Origin of the sequence: Bifidobacterium hominis (assembly GCF_040095915.1) — a bacterium.
Lineage (GTDB): Bacteria > Actinomycetota > Actinomycetes > Actinomycetales > Bifidobacteriaceae > Bifidobacterium > Bifidobacterium hominis.
On sequence record NZ_JBBMFR010000001.1, the window covers coordinates 270,992 to 285,717 of the forward strand.

Below are 14,726 nucleotides of genomic sequence, written 5' to 3' on the forward strand. Positions count from 1 at the left end.
CTCACTTCTTCAGATCCCCTTCGGGAACGCGAAGCATCACCTCCTGTGTCATGCAGGCAACAAGCTCACCATCCTGCGTATACACCTTCGCCTGACCCAAGCCACGGCCGTGAGCTGCAGTAGGCGTATCTTGCACATACAAATGCCACTGAGTGATATCAATATCGCGATACCACCACATCGAATGATCGATCGAAGCGAACGAAATACCAGGCGTGGCAATACTCAACCCAGCGCGACGTAACACCGGCTCCAACATCACCTGATCGCAACCCATCGCCAACATCGCACGATGCATGACCTGCGAAACATCAACCGTGCCATCAGCCTTCATCCACACCATCTGTTTACCGGAATCATTGTTGGCGCTCTTCTTATCAGCGCCCAACATAATCGTGCGCGTCACATGACGAATGTCGAACGGCGACTTTTCCGCATAATATTTGGCAAACGAAGACTTCTCGGCAAATGGTTCCATAAGCTGCTTCGCGCTGGTCAACGCTTCCGGCTCCGGTACGCCCTCCGGCATCGGATCGGCGAACTCAACACCCTCCTGACCCTGCTCCTGAAAACTGGCGATGGCGGTAAGAATCGAACCCTGAGCCTGCGTGACATTTACACGACGAGCCGAAAACGAGCGGCCATCACGCAGACTCTCCACATCAAACAGCAAATCCTGACGAATATCACCGGCAGAAATGAAATAGCCATGAATCGAATTCGGCAGGCGAGACGGCGACACCGTTTTGGATGCGGCCATCATAGCCTGTGCAATCACCTGACCGCCATACACGCGGCCAGTGGGGAAATACAGGCTTTCACCATTCACATACATATGATTGCGGTACATAGATGGCGTGCCCAGTTGAAGCACCTTTGCTAACCGTTGCAATGGTGTGATTGCCGTTTCTGTCATGACACTCCTCGATTCTTTTGAGTCGCATAGGTAACGCTTCATTCCGGATTCGAGTCTACGCAAAGGCGGTAAATTTCGTCGGATTGTTTTGTAACGAATGCGTGAGAAGCGTGAACGGCAGGTAATCGTCAACGATTCACATACGGCAAAGCGCCGCACTTCGTAACGAAGCACGGCGCTTTACTGAAATATGGGGTTAACCGGCCCTGCAATTATGAACTTGCTTTGCAAGGCTCATTGTTGCCTTCGTTCGGTTGTCGCCTCACTCAGACTGACCCTACGAACGGTCCACAGGACTGTCTGCTTAACGGCTAGCCTGTGGCCCTGCAATTATGGTCTTGCTTCGCAAGGCTCATTGTTGCCTTCGTTCGGCTGTCGCCTCACTCAGGCTAAGCCTACAGACAGTCCACAGGACTGTCTGCTTAACGGCTTAGCGCGTTAGCTTGCGATGGAGACGGTGGGGGCGAGCCGCGTCTTCGCCGAGACGAGCGACACGGTTCTCCTGATAGGCCTGGAAGTTGCCTTCGAACCAGTACCACTTGGCTGGGTTCTCATCATCGCCTTCCCACGCGAGAATATGCGTGGCCACACGGTCGAGGAACCAACGGTCGTGAGAGATCACCACAGCGCAGCCCGGGAAGCCAAGCAGTGCGTTTTCAAGCGATTCAAGGGTTTCGACATCAAGATCGTTGGTCGGTTCGTCGAGCAGCAGCAGGTTGCCGCCCTGCTTCAGAGTCAAAGCAAGATTCAGACGATTGCGTTCACCACCGGACAGCACGCCGGTGAGCTTCTGCTGGTCGGAACCCTTGAAACCGAAGGACGCCACATACGCGCGGGTCGGCACTTCAACGCCGGCAACCTCGATGAAGTCAAGCCCGTCGGACACGGCCTCCCACAGGTTTTTATTCGGGTCAAGACCAGCACGATTCTGATCGACATAGCTGATCTGCACGGTCTCACCGATCTTCAACGAGCCAGACGTCAACGGTTCAAGGCCGACAATGGTCTTGAACAGGGTGGACTTACCCACGCCGTTCGGGCCGATCACGCCGACAATGCCGTTACGCGGCAGCGTGAAGCTCAAATCGTCGATGAGCACGCGGTCGCCGAACGCCTTGTGAATATGCTCGGCTTCCAGCACAGTAGAGCCCAGACGCGGACCAGCCGGAATCTGAATCTCGGAGAAGTCAAGCTTCTTATTGTTACGAGCCTCTTGCTCCATCTGGTCGTAACGTTCCAGACGAGCCTTGTTCTTAGCCTGACGGGCCTTCGGCGAAGAACGCACCCAATCAAGTTCGCTCTTCAAACGCTTGGCGAGCTTGGCGTCCTTGGCGCCCTGGATCTCCATACGCTTGGCCTTCGTCTCCAAGTACGTGGTGTAGTTGCCCTTATACGGGTACAGCTGACCACGGTCGACCTCGCAGATCCACTCAGCCACGTTATCCATGAAGTAACGATCGTGGGTAACGGCGATGACGGCACCCTTGTACTGGTGCAGGAACTGCTCCAACCACAGAATCGACTCGGCATCAAGATGGTTGGTAGGCTCGTCAAGCAGCAGCAGATCAGGAGCTTCCAGCAGCAGCTTGCACAATGCCACACGACGGCGTTCGCCACCGGAGCACACCGTCACTGGAGTATCCGGATCCGGGCACTGCAGAGCATCCATAGCCTGCTCAAGCTGAGAATCAAGATCCCAACCGTTTGCAGCATCGATATCGTTCTGCAGCTTGCCCATCTCATCCATCAAAGCATCGAAATCGGCATCCGGATTGGCCATCTCTTCGCCAATCTGATTGAAACGAGCCACCTTTTCCGCGATCTCGCCGAACGCCATCTTGATGTTCTCGCCAACAGTCTTGGTGTCATCCAGCGGCGGTTCCTGCTGCAGAATGCCAACGGTATAACCCGGAGTCAAAGAAGCCTCGCCATTAGACACGGTGTCGAGTCCGGCCATGATCTTCAGCAGCGTGGACTTACCCATGCCGTTCGGGCCAACAACGCCAATCTTCGCGCCTGGCAGGAAGCTCAAAGTCACGTCATCGAGAATCACACGGTCGCCGTAAGCCTTGCGGGCCTTGATCATCTGGTAAATGAATTCAGCCAATGTTGTGTTCCATCCTTAAGAAACGTTGGAATTCCAGCGTGTTGCATGAGCGGTCAACGGAAACTCAATCAAGGATTCCGGAACGCAACCCACGCACAATACCATGCATAATTATCCCATACCCCATCTACACGGCGGTATGGGCGAAAGTCGTGCGCTCAGGCAGTAAGCGGAAGCAGCAGATGCTCATGCAAAGCAGGACGAACGATATTGTCGAAATCGCCAGATTCCGGGCATTGAATCGCAACAACCAAACCCTGCTTCGGCAAAATCGTAGTGATCTGACCGTACGCACCATCCGCACGATATGCCCCCTCATAAGGCGACATCCAGAACTGATAGCCATAACCGCACGTCCAAATATTGCTATACGGAGTGTCGATTTGCTTGCCGGAAGCCTGCTTGACCCACGATTCGCTGACAATGCGCGTGCCATGCCAAGTGCCATCATTCAAATAGACCTGGCCAAGTTTCAACATATTCGCAAGCGACATGTAGATTCCGCCGCCTGCAATCGGATGACCTTGCGGATCACATTCCCAAACAGGCCAACCCTGATCCAACTTGGAAAAAATCGTGCCATACAAATACTCGCCAAGACGCATGCCGGCAGCCTGCTCCAACATGCGGCCCGCCAAATCAGAATCCGCAGACGAATAGCAGAACGTGCTGCCGGGCTCCACCTCAACCCTGCGAGAGAACATGTACCGTAAATAATCAGGTGCGCCAACACCACTGCGCCGGTCAGGGTTCATCAAATATGCATGATTGAAACCGCTCGACATAGTCAGCAAGTGCCTCAGCGTGATTTGACCCAACTCCAGTTGCGCATCGGAGGGAACATACTCGGGGAACGAGTCGACCAATCGCGAATCGAGTGACAGCAAGCCATCTTCAATCGCAATGCCGATAGCCGTCGAAACATAACTTTTCGTATGGGAATAAATATTGCGATCCTGGTCGGGAACGAAATGACGTTCCGCGATAATGGCGTCGCCATCCGCAATCGCAACGGCTTCGACGGGCAGGGACTTGCTTTCAATGAGTTTGACGAAATCGTTGAACATATCGATGGCACCCATGAAATCTCCTTTGACACTGCCCTACGGTGCATTACGGAAACTGTAACGTAAGGCGGTTACGTACGATTGTTACATCAAACGATTTTTCCTAAGCCTGTCGCTAGATAGAGCGCCCGAAAAGCCGCTAGGTGCCATGCCTGAAAAAGTCGTTAAATGATAATGCCTTCGCAATGATCGATCTCGTGCTGGATGATCTGTGCGGTGAAGCCGATGAATGTGGCATGGCGTTCGCGGAACTTGCGATCCGCATACGAGACCTCGATGCGCTGGTAGCGTATGGTTCGGCGCTCGCCTTTGAGGGAAAGACAGCCTTCGGAAGCGTCGTAGGCACCGTCCTGCGCGGTGATGCGAGGATTGAACATGACAGTGATACGGCCACCTAAATCCTCGTCCACAAACGCGATGATGCGTTTGGGCATGCCGATCATATTGGCCGCCATGCCCACGCAGCCATTGCGATTCGTGTCAAGCGTGTCCTTCAAGTCCTGTGCCACGGCTAAATCCGCTTCGGTGTTTTCGGCCTCGACGGACGGTTGGCTCAGAAATGGGATAGACGTCATGATTTCACGCTGCATGTGGTGCTTCCTCTCGCTGGTTCCTTTGCTGGTCTGCCAACATTGTATGGCGTTATTGTGCGACGCCGTACGGCGATGGAACGGATGACCGGTTCGCGCCTATCCATTTACGAAATGTCTCATGGCGATTTTGAAATGTGGGACCGCAATCGACGTAATATGCTTGGAACCATGGATGACATGCCTCAATATCGGAAATACATGACGCAGGCGCTGGAACTGGCCCATAAGGGAGCCGGTTGGGTGAATCCGAATCCGTTGGTCGGCATGGTGGTGGTTCGCGACGGCGAGATTCTCGTAGCCGGATACCACGACCGCTACCGCGGACCGCATGCGGAACGCATGGCCTTCGACTACGCCGACAAGCATGGTATTGACATGCATGGAGCCACGGTCATCGACACTCTCGAACCTTGTTGCCATGTCGGATCGCAGCCGGCATGCACCGATCTAATTCTTTCGCACGGCATAACGCGCGTCGTGGTCGGTTCGATCGATCCGAATCCCATCGTGGCCGGCAAAGGACTTCGTATTCTTGAGGAAACCGGTGTGGAAGTGGTATATGACGTGATGCGGGCGGAATGCGACGCCATCAATCGCCATTTCTTCCACTACATCACCACAGGAATGCCGTACATTGTGGACGGCAGAAAACATGCGGAGGAATCTGATGCCGAATATGCTGTACGTCGACGCGGGCTATATGACACGTATGCGGCGGTGTTGGGTATATGTCCGACTGGTGGCCGTGCGGGTGTCCCGGGTAATTCGAACGGTACGGAAGGATCGGTGGGAAGTGCCGCACGCCTTCCGGGTCGGACGGATCAGTTGGATGTTCCGGATGGTGCCTTTGCCCATTTCGACGGGCCGGTCCAAGCTGTGGATGCTAACGAGGTGGTGGTCGGAAGGCACAAGCCGTTGCATCTCGACATCCGTGCGCTCGCCGATACGGAACCCGACGAATGGCTGCGCGAACTCGGCCGCCGCAAAATCGATAGCCTCGTCGTCGATGATGATGACGTTTTCGAAATGCTGTCTTCGATCTGACGAAAAAGGTGATATGTCTATGCCGTGTTTTCAGTTTGAAATGTCCTATATGTGGCAGTTTTTGGCATTTCAGAAAAATGATTTCCGTTATATGTGGCAGTCTCCCAAGGAAAATCTCGTCTAGGGGGTACTGATTGGGGTCTTTTGAAGCTTGAAACCAGTCTTGTCTGCCACATATAGCGGTTTTGGTTTGTCCGGGGATGGCAAATCTGCCACATATAGTGGCTTTCAGATGAGAATCTTTCTGCTTCCATTGGCGAGAGACGTTATGCGGATGTGTATCCTTCCCGAGGGCATTCTTTGACAGAGCATGATGGGCTTGCTTAATCGTTGGCTCATCCGGTCGGCCACGCGTTGCGCGAGTGCCCGTTCCTCGAAGTCGTTCATAAGGTTTTCGGCGGTCACTTGAATGTATGCCCAACCGTCATCTTCTAAGGCTTCACGTCTCTTGCTGTCGGCGAGCCATTGGCCGGCATGCCTGATTGAGACGAACGTGCGCTGCTGCGCTGCTGCGGGATACCATGGCACGGGTAGAACATCACGTTGAAATGAGGATGTATGGGCGAGCCGTGTGTGATTGAAAACGTGTGTTTCGTAGGTTCGGATAAGCCGGTCGACATTGCTGTCGGTCATGGGCGAATAGCTTCGGTGCGACCTTCGGAAAGGCCAACGGATGCTGCTTCGAAGATATGGGTGATTCCCGGATTGTGGGACTGCCACACGCATTTCACGCAGTGGTCGTACACGTTGGGACGGCTCGATCTGATTGATGCACGCAGTGCCGGCGAAGCGCTCGACATGTTGCGTCGACACTTGGAGGAGCGTCGTGAAAGCGGCGCAATCGACCCGAACCAATATGTGGTCGGCATGCGCTTCCGGCATTCCCTGTGGTCCGATGACGCCCAGCCGACCCTGGCCGCGATCGATGCGGCGGCGGGAGAACAGCCGGTGGCGCTGTCAAGTGCCGATATGCATTGCGGTTGGGTGAACTCTGCCGCCGCGCGCAAGCTTGGCGTAGATGTGGACGAATCCGGACTCGTCGGCGAGCTTGAGTGGTTCGACGCCTACTGCAAGCTGGACAAAGGACCTGGTGCGGCCAATGAGCTGATGCATCTGTTGCGCAACGCCGAACACGACGCTGCGAGCAAAGGCGTGGTCGGCGTGCGCGACTATGAGATGGCGGAGAACATCGACACGTGGATTAGCCGATTCTCGCAAGGGCTTGATGGTCTGCGTGTCGAGGCTGGCATATATCCCGAGAGACTCCGGCAAGCCATCGACGACGGCTGGCACACCGGCAGTGAACTTCCGGGCAGTCACGGGCTTGGGCATGTCGGTGCGATGAAAATGATTTCGGACGGTTCGCTCAACACTCGTTCCGCCTATTGCTCCACACCATATTCGGGGGTGTCGCCGGAAACGTTCGGTACGCTCAGCTATTCGCCGGAACAGATTGAATCGTATATGCGTTTGGCTACGGAGCATGGTTTCGATATCGCCTGTCATGCCATTGGCGACGAGGCGAACGCCATCGTGCTCGACTGTGCGGAACGCACGCATGCGCATGGTTCCATAGAACATGCGCAAATGCTTAAGGAACGCGATATTCCAAGGCTGGCACGCTTGGGTTTGGCTGCGAGCGTCCAGCCTCAGCACGCCATGGACGATCGTGACGTCATCGCGCGATTCTGGGGCACCCCCGCCGGAATCCCCTACGCATTCAATAGTCTGCATAAGGCGGGGACCAAACTGCTCATGGGGTCGGATGCGCCGGTCGCGCCGCTGGACCCATGGCTGGCCATCTCCGCGGCGGTATTCGGTACGGAAAGTTCCGACCGCGAGCCTTTCCAACCTGAGCAGTGCCTTGATTTTGAAACGGCGCTCGCTTCGTCCACCGCGGTCGGACGCGTGGCTTTGCGGGACGCAGACGCGGCCGATTTGGTGCTTCTGGACTGTGATCCGAGCATAATCGATTCTCCGGAGGCCATGCGTGCCATGCCCGAGCATGTGCTTGGCACTATGCTTGCCGGTCGCTGGACGTACCAACAGGCTGAATGAAAACCGTTATGTGTGGCAGATTCCACGGTGCTGGAAAAGTCAAAATCGCTATATGTGGCAGACCTGAGATTTCTTAACGGGATTTTTCTATAGATTTATAACCCCGAATGTAGTGTGAATCTGCCACATATAGCGCAAATCGGATTTCGAAGATGCCTTAATCTGCCACATATAAGGGATTTCAGATGATTGGTGTGCCCGTGCAAGATGAGTATGGCGTGCGAGTCCACTCGGATAGGAGGAAGACCGCACCTCTGAGTGGAGGATACGGCCTTCCTGATGTGATTTTGAGTGAGAATCACTGCACAGCGGCGAGTGCCTGATCGAGGTCGGCGATGATGTCATCGGCGTTTTCGATGCCGCAGCTCAGGCGCACCAGGTCAATGCCAACGCCGGCTTCGACGAGCTGCTCTTCGGTGAGCTGACGGTGCGTGGTGCCTGCCGGGTACAGGGTGCAGCTGCGCGCGTCGGCCACGTGCGTGGCGATGGACACCATCTTCAGGTGATCGAGGAATGCGGACACCTTTTCGCGTCCGCCCGGTACGCCGAAGGAAATAACGCCGCAAGTGCCGTTCGGCATGTACTTTTCGGCCAACGCATGGTATTTGTCTCCCTCAAGGCCCGGAAAGCTCACCCAGCTGACGCGCGGGTCGGCGCTCAGCCACTGTGCCACCTTGAGCGCGTTCGCGCAGTGGCGCTCCATGCGTACTCCCAGGGACTCCAAATGCATGCCCATGATCCACGAGTTGATTGGTGCCGGTGTTGAGCCGAAATCGCGCATGAGCTGTGCGGTGGCCTTGGTGATGTAAGCGGCCTTGCCGAAGTCCTTGGCATAGGTCACGCCATGGTAGGAGTCGTCCGGCGTGGTGAGTCCGGGGAATTTCTCCGCATGCGCCATCCAGTCGAAGTTGCCGGAATCCACGATCGCACCGCCCACGCAGGAGCCGTGACCGTCCATATATTTGGTGGTGGCGTGCGTGACGATATCCACGCCATACTGGAACGGTCGGCAATTGACGGGCGTCGGGAACGTATTGTCGACGATCAGCGGCACGCCGTGACGATGCGCCGCGTTCGCGAACTTTTCGAAATCAAGCACGATGAGTGCCGGATTGGAGATGGATTCGCCGAAGACCGCCTTGGTGTTCGGCTGGAATGCCGCTTCGAGCTCTTCTTCGGTGCATTCCGGGCTTACGAACGTGCATTCGATGCCCATTTTGCGCATGGTCACGTTGATGAGGTTGAACGTACCGCCGTAGATTGCGGAGGATGCGACGATGTGGTCGCCGTTGTTGCAGATGTTGAACAGTGCGAAGAAGTTCGCCGCTTGGCCGGATGAGGTCAGCATTGCGGCCGCGCCGCCTTCCATTTCACAGATTTTCGCGGCGATGGTGTCGTTGGTTGGATTCTGCAGTCGAGTGTAGAAGTATCCGGATTCGGATAGGTCGAACAGTCGGCTCATCTGTTCGCTTGACTTGTATTTGAAGGTTGTCGCCTGAATGATCGGGGGAGTGCGGGATTCGCCGTTGCCGGGCTGGTAGCCTCCCTGCACGCAGATGGTGTCGACGTTTTCGCTCATGGATTCCTTCTTTCGATTGCGCGCTTCGTTGCGTAGCGCTGCGATGCAACAAACATGTTCACCTTATCACTGAGTTGACAATTGACTATTTTTCAATGGAAACGCCGAATAGTTCACTGAATTGACAAACTTAGGAAGTTGATTTTATTATGTACATCAAGACAGGCGGGAATCCGCTTGACGGGAAAAGCAAGGTCTTACGAAAGTAAAAACCAATAGCAAAGGAGCAACCCATGGGTCTGTGGGATATCGAAAAGATTCCGTATGTCGGTCGCGAAAAGGGACCGCAGGAGGGTCTGGCTTTCCATTATTACGATGCCGACAAGGTTGTTGCCGGCAAGAAGATGAAGGACTGGCTGCGCTTCGGCGTCGCTTGGTGGCACACGTTCGATCAAGAGCTGGTCGATCCGTTTGGTACTGGTACCGCCCAGCGTCCGTGGTACGGCAAGTACTCCAATGCTGAGGATGAGGCCCTGGCCAAGGTTGACTATGCCTTCGAGTTCTTCCAGAAGCTCGGCGTCGAGTACTTCTGCTTCCACGATCGCGACATCGCTCCGGAAGGCGATACCCTGCGCGAGACCGACAAGAACCTGGACAAGGTCGTCGACAAGATCGAAGAGAACATGAAATCCACCGGCATCAAGCTGCTGTGGAACACCTCCTCGCTATTCACCAACCCGCGCTTCGTGTCCGGCGCTTCCACCTCCCCGTTCGCCGACATCTACGCCTACGCCGGCGGTCAGCTGAAGCACTCCCTGGAGATCGCAAAGCGTTTGGGTGCCGAAAACTACGTGTTCTGGGGCGGTCGTGAAGGCTACGAGAACCTGTGGAACACGCAGATGAAGCGTGAGCAGGAGCACATGGCCAAGTTCTTCCACATGTGCCATGACTACGCGAAGGAAATCGGTCTGGACGCCCAGTTCCTGATTGAGCCGAAGGCCAAGGAGCCGACGATGTTCCAGTACGACTTCGACGCCGCCACCGCCATCAACTTCCTGCGCACCTATGATTTGATGGACGTCTTCAAGCTGAACCTGGAAGGCAACCACGCCAACCTGGCCGGCCACACCTACCAGCACGAGATCCGCACCGCCCGCGAGGCCGGCGTGCTCGGCTCCTTGGACGCCAACCAGGGCGACAAGCTCATCGGCTGGGATATGGATGAGTTCCCGACCGACCTGTACGAGACCTCCACCGTCATGTGGGAAGTCCTCGCCGAAGGCCAGATCGGCCCTCACGGCGGCCTGAACTTCGACGCCAAGCCGCGTCGTACCTCCTTCACCGCCGAGGACCTGTTCCGCTCCCACATCGCCGGCATGGATTCCTTCGCGGCCGGCCTCCTGGTCGCGGCCAAGATGCACGAGGACAAGGTCATCGAGAACCTGCAGGCCGAGCGCTACAGCTCCTTCGATTCCGGCATCGGCGCGACCGTCGAGAACGGTACCGCCTCGCTGGCTTCCCTCGAAGAGTACGCTCTGGATATCCCGCAGTCCAAGCTCATCGAGGCCACCAAGTCCGATCACCTCGAATCCGTCAAGGCTACGATCAACAACTACATCGTCGAAGCTCTGGCCGAGGCCTGATCTCGCGATAACAGCCTGACCCAGCTGCAAATCGGGTCATAGTACGAGCCGGGGCGCACTCCGTCCCGGCTCGCCTTTCATCATCTCTCCCTCCTTATCTTTCCTTCCGATTCCTTGCGTGAGCCGTTCGTTGACTGTGTTGTCTGCGGACGGCTTCCGCATGCTTAAATATGGGATATAGGATTGATGTCCTCTAACCGGTATCTTCATCTCACGATTCGTAAATTAATAAGAAAAGGGGAATCGTGAGGTCAAATAAAGAGGAACGTGCGACAAAATAAAGAAATCGTGCGATTCTGATTTTGACGCAAAATGGGTGCCCGTCACGGTTTGGGCTGTGACGGGCACCCATTTGTGCATGTTGGATCATTCGCGATTCACGATGGCCGATTGGTTAGCCGCGTGCTTTTACATAGGCCTTGTACACGGCTTCAGTCGGTTCGCCGGTTTCCACGCCGTCGATGGTGAGCTGCCATGCGGGCGGTTCCGTTTCGCCGGACAGCACCCAGGCGGCCTGACGGGCGGCGCCGATGGCAACATACTCGTCGGTGGTCGGGCGGGTCACGTCCATACCGAACACGCTCGGCGCGAGCGTGCGGATTGCCTTGGACTTTGCGCCGCCGCCGATAAGTAGAATGCGTGAGATTTCAGCGCCGAGCGAGCGAATAAGCTCCAGACAGTCGCGCTGGGAGCACAGCAGGCCCTCGACGAACGCGCGGGCCATGTTCTCGCGTGTGGTGTTGGCCAGCGTCATGCCGGAAAGGGTTGCGGTGGCATCCGGGCGGTTCGGAGTGCGCTCGCCGTCGAAATATGGCACCAGCGTAATGCCGCCGGCACCCGGTTCGGAAGCGAACGCCAGCTGGGCGAGTTCTTCATAGTCCACGCCGAGGGCCGCGCGACCGGCGTCGAGAATACGAGAACCGTTGATGGTGCAGGCGAGCGGCAGGTAGTGGCCGGTGCAATCGGCGAAACCGGACACTGCACCGGTCAGATCGTAGGTCGGATTTTCGGAAATGGCCGCGGCCACGCCGGAAGTGCCCAACGAAACGGAAATGTCGCCCACGCTCATGCCAAGTCCGAGGGATGCCATGGCGTTGTCGCCTCCGCCCGGTGCGATGATGCAACCGCCCTCAACGTTCTTGCCGGCGATTTTCGGGCTTACCTTGACTGCGGCGACGTCACGCGGTCCAAGCACGGTCGGCAGCATGATCGCGTCGGCATGCTTGCGTGCCGCTTCGGCACCTTCCGCTGGTTCAAGCACCATGGCGATCAGATCGCGGCGGTATTCGTTGGAAGCGGCATCGTAATAGATGGTGCCGGAAGCGTCGGAACGGTCGGTGAACAGCGCTTCCAAGTGTGCGTCCTCACCTTCCACGACCGGGCCGTAGCCTGCGATACGCCAGCTCAGCCAATCGTGCGGCAGGCAGATCGCGGCGATCTTCTTGGCGTTTTCCGGCTCGTTTTCAGCCACCCACGCCACTTTGGTCAGCGTGAAGGAAGCAACGGGGGAGGATCCGACGGCCTTGACCCAGCGTTGCTTGCCACGCGCGATCACATCTTCCGGTTCGCCCTCTTCGGCGGGAGCCTCGCCCATCTTCTCGATGAGGGCCGCGGCCTGCGGCGCCGAGCTTACGTCGTTCCACAGCATGGCGTCGCGAATCACACTGCCCTGCTGATCGAGAATCACCATGCCGTGCTGCTGACCGCCGACGGCAAGTGCCTCAACGTCGTCAAGTCCACCAGCCTGTTGGGATGCCTCAAGGAACGCGTCCCACCAGTATTTCGGGTCGACAGACGTGCCATTGGGGTGCTTGGCCTGGCCGAAGCGCACCATTTCGCCGGTTTCGGCGTCGGTCACGCGCACTTTGCAAGACTGGGTCGAGGTGTCGACGCCGGCCACGAGAGTTCGAGTCATTGTGCCTCCTTGCAGTGAGCTGGCGCAACACGATGCAAGGAAAATGCACCGTTCGCCACCTCATTTAGTTAGATGAATGAACTATAATGTCTAGTGTACCATCATAAAGTGATTTAACTATTGAGACGGTGCGCTTTTTCGGCAAAACGCGTCAAAGAGGAGGGAACCATGGCTTCACTGCGGAGTATCAATCAAGACGATTTGCGAAACCATAATCTTTCCGTGGTGCTCGACTCGCTGTTGCGTGCCACCGAACCAATGAGTCGCGCCGATCTTGCCAAGAAAACCGGATTGACCAAAGCGGCCATGTCGGTACTGGTGTCGTTGATGCTCGACAATGAGATTCTGGTGGAAGGCGAGCCTTCCGGCCAATCGCTGTATGGGCGCCCCAGCATTCCGCTTGAAATCAAAGGTGGACGCCTATGCGGCATGGGATTGCAGGCCAACACCGACGGTTATGGCGTGGTGGTGCTCGATCTTGACGGTTCCGTTGTGGGGGAGCAGTGGGTCGACGCCGACATGGCCAACGCCGACGAGCAGGCGATTTTCGCCCGTCTCGACGAACTGGCTTTGCAGCAGGAAGAAGCGCTTGCCAAGAAAGGTTATGTGCTTGCCGGTACCGGTTTGGCATTGCCGGGTCTCGTCACCGATGATCTGCGATTGCTTGGCGCGCGCAATCTCGGTTGGGAACGTTTGGATCTCAAGCAGTTCGATGTGGTCAGGCGACTTGATCCTGTTGCCTGCAACGAGGCCAATGCCGCCGCGTTGGCACAGGTTCCCGGCTATGCCACGCAGCGTAAGGATTCTGGGCGGATCAAGCCGACGGATTCGTTTATTTACATGTCGACCGACGTGGGTATCGGCGGTGCAGTGATCCGTGAGGGACGTGTGGTGAGCGGCGATCATGGTTTCGGCGGCGAATTGGGTCATGTTTCCGTCGACATGCGTGGTCCGGTCTGCCGTTGCGGCCGTCGCGGCTGCCTTGAAGTGTATGCGGGCAGGCGTTCCGTGGTGAGCGCGGCCGGAATCGCCAGCAGCGACGCCGCCGCGACACGCAGTGCCATCGACGAACTGATCAACCGTTGGCGACAGCGTGACGCGCAGACCGTGGCCGTTGTGGAAAAAGCGTTGGAGGCCATATCCTCCGTAATCGCATCAACCATCAATGTCTGCGACGTCGACGTGGTGATGCTCGGTGGTCTGTGGGCACGTTTCGAACCTGAACTGATCCGCAGGATCGAACGCATGGTACGTCCGCAAGTGCTGGCATATCCGGAAGTCGAAGCGAGCGTGCTCGTGGCTGACGTCGTCGACCGTCCAGCCTTGATGGGCGCGGCCGAAATCGGCTTGCGACGCTTCATCGACAACCCGTTGCGTTTCATGGGGCAAAACTAGTCCACCCATTTGCTAAACTTGCCGAGTTGGCATGTTCGCATGTTGCAATGTGGGGCGTTAGCTCAGTCGGTTAGAGCATCGGACTCATAATCCGCCGGTCCACGGTTCAAGCCCGTGACGCCCCACTCTTTCCAAAGTCAAGACTTCTGATATAATCTGCAAGGTTATCCGGTTCACGCTCTGCCATAGGGGCTCAGCGACCCGGGTCCCCCGAATCTCTAGGAGACAAACTATGAAGCAGGGTATCCATCCTGATTATCACGCAGTGCAGGTTACCTGCTCTTGCGGCAACACCTTCGTCACCCGTTCCACCTACAACGGCGATCACATGACCGTTGACGTGTGCTCCAACTGCCACCCGTTCTACACCGGCAAGCAGAAGATCCTCGACACCGGTGGCCGCGTGGCACGCTTCGAGAAGCGTTACGGCAAGAAGGCCAAGTGAGTCTTATTGCTTAGGCAATGAAAA

12 protein-coding genes and 1 tRNA gene are annotated in these 14,726 nt (G+C 56.5%); 6 read left to right on the forward strand and 7 right to left on the reverse strand.

Annotation, left to right across the window (positions count from 1 at the left end; translation table 11 throughout):
• Window position 1 precedes the first annotated feature (1 nt).
• The 4 genes from WMO36_RS01250 to WMO36_RS01265 all read right to left on the reverse strand — a co-directional run bounded on the left by WMO36_RS01250 (window position 2) and on the right by WMO36_RS01265 (window position 4,680).
• Window positions 2–916, reverse strand: coding sequence for an acyl-CoA thioesterase (locus WMO36_RS01250; RefSeq protein ID WP_349076497.1), 915 nt, complete (start codon window positions 914–916; stop codon window positions 2–4).
• A 430-nt stretch (window positions 917–1,346) separates the two neighbouring features.
• Complete coding sequence (gene ettA, locus WMO36_RS01255; RefSeq protein ID WP_003835634.1) at window positions 1,347–3,023, reverse strand: energy-dependent translational throttle protein EttA; 1,677 nt, start codon at window positions 3,021–3,023, stop codon at window positions 1,347–1,349.
• Between the two features lie 158 nt (window positions 3,024–3,181).
• A complete protein-coding gene (locus WMO36_RS01260; protein ID WP_099570889.1) occupies window positions 3,182–4,105 on the reverse strand; it encodes a serine hydrolase domain-containing protein in 924 nt (307 codons plus the stop codon).
• A gap of 149 nt (window positions 4,106–4,254) precedes the next feature.
• Window positions 4,255–4,680 carry a peptide deformylase gene (locus tag WMO36_RS01265; protein ID WP_349076500.1) on the reverse strand — a complete coding sequence of 142 codons (426 nt, stop codon included), beginning with the start codon at window positions 4,678–4,680 and terminating at the stop codon, window positions 4,255–4,257.
• A gap of 3 nt (window positions 4,681–4,683) precedes the next feature.
• Between WMO36_RS01265 and WMO36_RS01270 the strand changes: the two genes are divergently transcribed.
• Window positions 4,684–5,727 carry a bifunctional diaminohydroxyphosphoribosylaminopyrimidine deaminase/5-amino-6-(5-phosphoribosylamino)uracil reductase RibD gene (locus tag WMO36_RS01270; protein WP_337509530.1) on the forward strand — a complete coding sequence of 348 codons (1,044 nt, stop codon included), beginning with the start codon at window positions 4,684–4,686 and terminating at the stop codon, window positions 5,725–5,727.
• Between the two features lie 228 nt (window positions 5,728–5,955).
• Here WMO36_RS01270 and WMO36_RS01275 read toward each other — a convergent pair whose 3' ends face one another.
• Window positions 5,956–6,360, reverse strand: a complete 405-nt coding sequence (locus WMO36_RS01275; protein WP_186290998.1) for a hypothetical protein — start codon at window positions 6,358–6,360, stop codon at window positions 5,956–5,958.
• Between WMO36_RS01275 and WMO36_RS01280 the strand changes: the two genes are divergently transcribed.
• Entirely contained in the window at window positions 6,286–7,785 is a 1,500-nt protein-coding gene (locus WMO36_RS01280) for an amidohydrolase (RefSeq protein WP_349076502.1), read from the forward strand. The genes WMO36_RS01275 and WMO36_RS01280 overlap by 75 nt on opposite strands.
• Before the next feature lie 298 nt (window positions 7,786–8,083).
• Here WMO36_RS01280 and WMO36_RS01285 read toward each other — a convergent pair whose 3' ends face one another.
• Complete coding sequence (locus WMO36_RS01285) at window positions 8,084–9,364, reverse strand: O-acetylhomoserine aminocarboxypropyltransferase/cysteine synthase family protein (protein ID WP_144165678.1); 1,281 nt, start codon at window positions 9,362–9,364, stop codon at window positions 8,084–8,086.
• A 233-nt stretch (window positions 9,365–9,597) separates the two neighbouring features.
• Here WMO36_RS01285 and xylA point away from each other — a divergent pair, with 233 nt between their 5' ends.
• The gene (gene xylA, locus WMO36_RS01290; protein ID WP_302694879.1) at window positions 9,598–10,947 is read left to right on the forward strand and encodes a xylose isomerase; all 1,350 of its coding nucleotides are present in this window, start codon (window positions 9,598–9,600) and stop codon (window positions 10,945–10,947) included.
• Window positions 10,948–11,341: 394 nt separating this feature from the next.
• On the opposite strand, the gene WMO36_RS01295 is transcribed toward xylA, so the two are convergent.
• A complete protein-coding gene (locus tag WMO36_RS01295) occupies window positions 11,342–12,862 on the reverse strand; it encodes a xylulokinase (protein ID WP_349076505.1) in 1,521 nt (506 codons plus the stop codon).
• A 168-nt stretch (window positions 12,863–13,030) separates the two neighbouring features.
• Here WMO36_RS01295 and WMO36_RS01300 point away from each other — a divergent pair, with 168 nt between their 5' ends.
• The 3 genes from WMO36_RS01300 (at window position 13,031) to rpmE (ending at window position 14,702) form a co-directional block, all read left to right on the forward strand.
• Window positions 13,031–14,257, forward strand: coding sequence for an ROK family protein (locus tag WMO36_RS01300; protein WP_349076508.1), 1,227 nt, complete (start codon window positions 13,031–13,033; stop codon window positions 14,255–14,257).
• 51 nt (window positions 14,258–14,308) lie between these two features.
• A tRNA-Ile gene (locus WMO36_RS01305) sits at window positions 14,309–14,382 on the forward strand.
• A gap of 107 nt (window positions 14,383–14,489) precedes the next feature.
• Entirely contained in the window at window positions 14,490–14,702 is a 213-nt protein-coding gene (gene rpmE / locus WMO36_RS01310) for a 50S ribosomal protein L31 (RefSeq protein ID WP_003808371.1), read from the forward strand.
• Window positions 14,703–14,726 lie beyond the last annotated feature (24 nt).

Excerpts from the sequence above, each read along its gene's own strand:
- rpmE (WP_003808371.1), top strand. The coding sequence starts at position 14,490 with ATGAAGCAGGGTATCCATCCTGATTATCACGCAGTGCAGGTTACCTGC.
- WMO36_RS01285 (WP_144165678.1), bottom strand. The coding sequence starts at position 9,364 with ATGAGCGAAAACGTCGACACCATCTGCGTGCAGGGAGGCTACCAGCCC.
- WMO36_RS01275 (WP_186290998.1), bottom strand. The coding sequence starts at position 6,360 with ATGACCGACAGCAATGTCGACCGGCTTATCCGAACCTACGAAACACAC.
- WMO36_RS01300 (WP_349076508.1), top strand. The coding sequence starts at position 13,031 with ATGGCTTCACTGCGGAGTATCAATCAAGACGATTTGCGAAACCATAAT.
- WMO36_RS01265 (WP_349076500.1), bottom strand. The coding sequence starts at position 4,680 with ATGCAGCGTGAAATCATGACGTCTATCCCATTTCTGAGCCAACCGTCC.
- WMO36_RS01260 (WP_099570889.1), bottom strand. The coding sequence starts at position 4,105 with ATGGGTGCCATCGATATGTTCAACGATTTCGTCAAACTCATTGAAAGC.
- WMO36_RS01295 (WP_349076505.1), bottom strand. The coding sequence starts at position 12,862 with ATGACTCGAACTCTCGTGGCCGGCGTCGACACCTCGACCCAGTCTTGC.
- WMO36_RS01250 (WP_349076497.1), bottom strand. The coding sequence starts at position 916 with ATGACAGAAACGGCAATCACACCATTGCAACGGTTAGCAAAGGTGCTT.
- xylA (WP_302694879.1), top strand. The coding sequence starts at position 9,598 with ATGGGTCTGTGGGATATCGAAAAGATTCCGTATGTCGGTCGCGAAAAG.
- WMO36_RS01280 (WP_349076502.1), top strand. The coding sequence starts at position 6,286 with ATGGGCGAGCCGTGTGTGATTGAAAACGTGTGTTTCGTAGGTTCGGAT.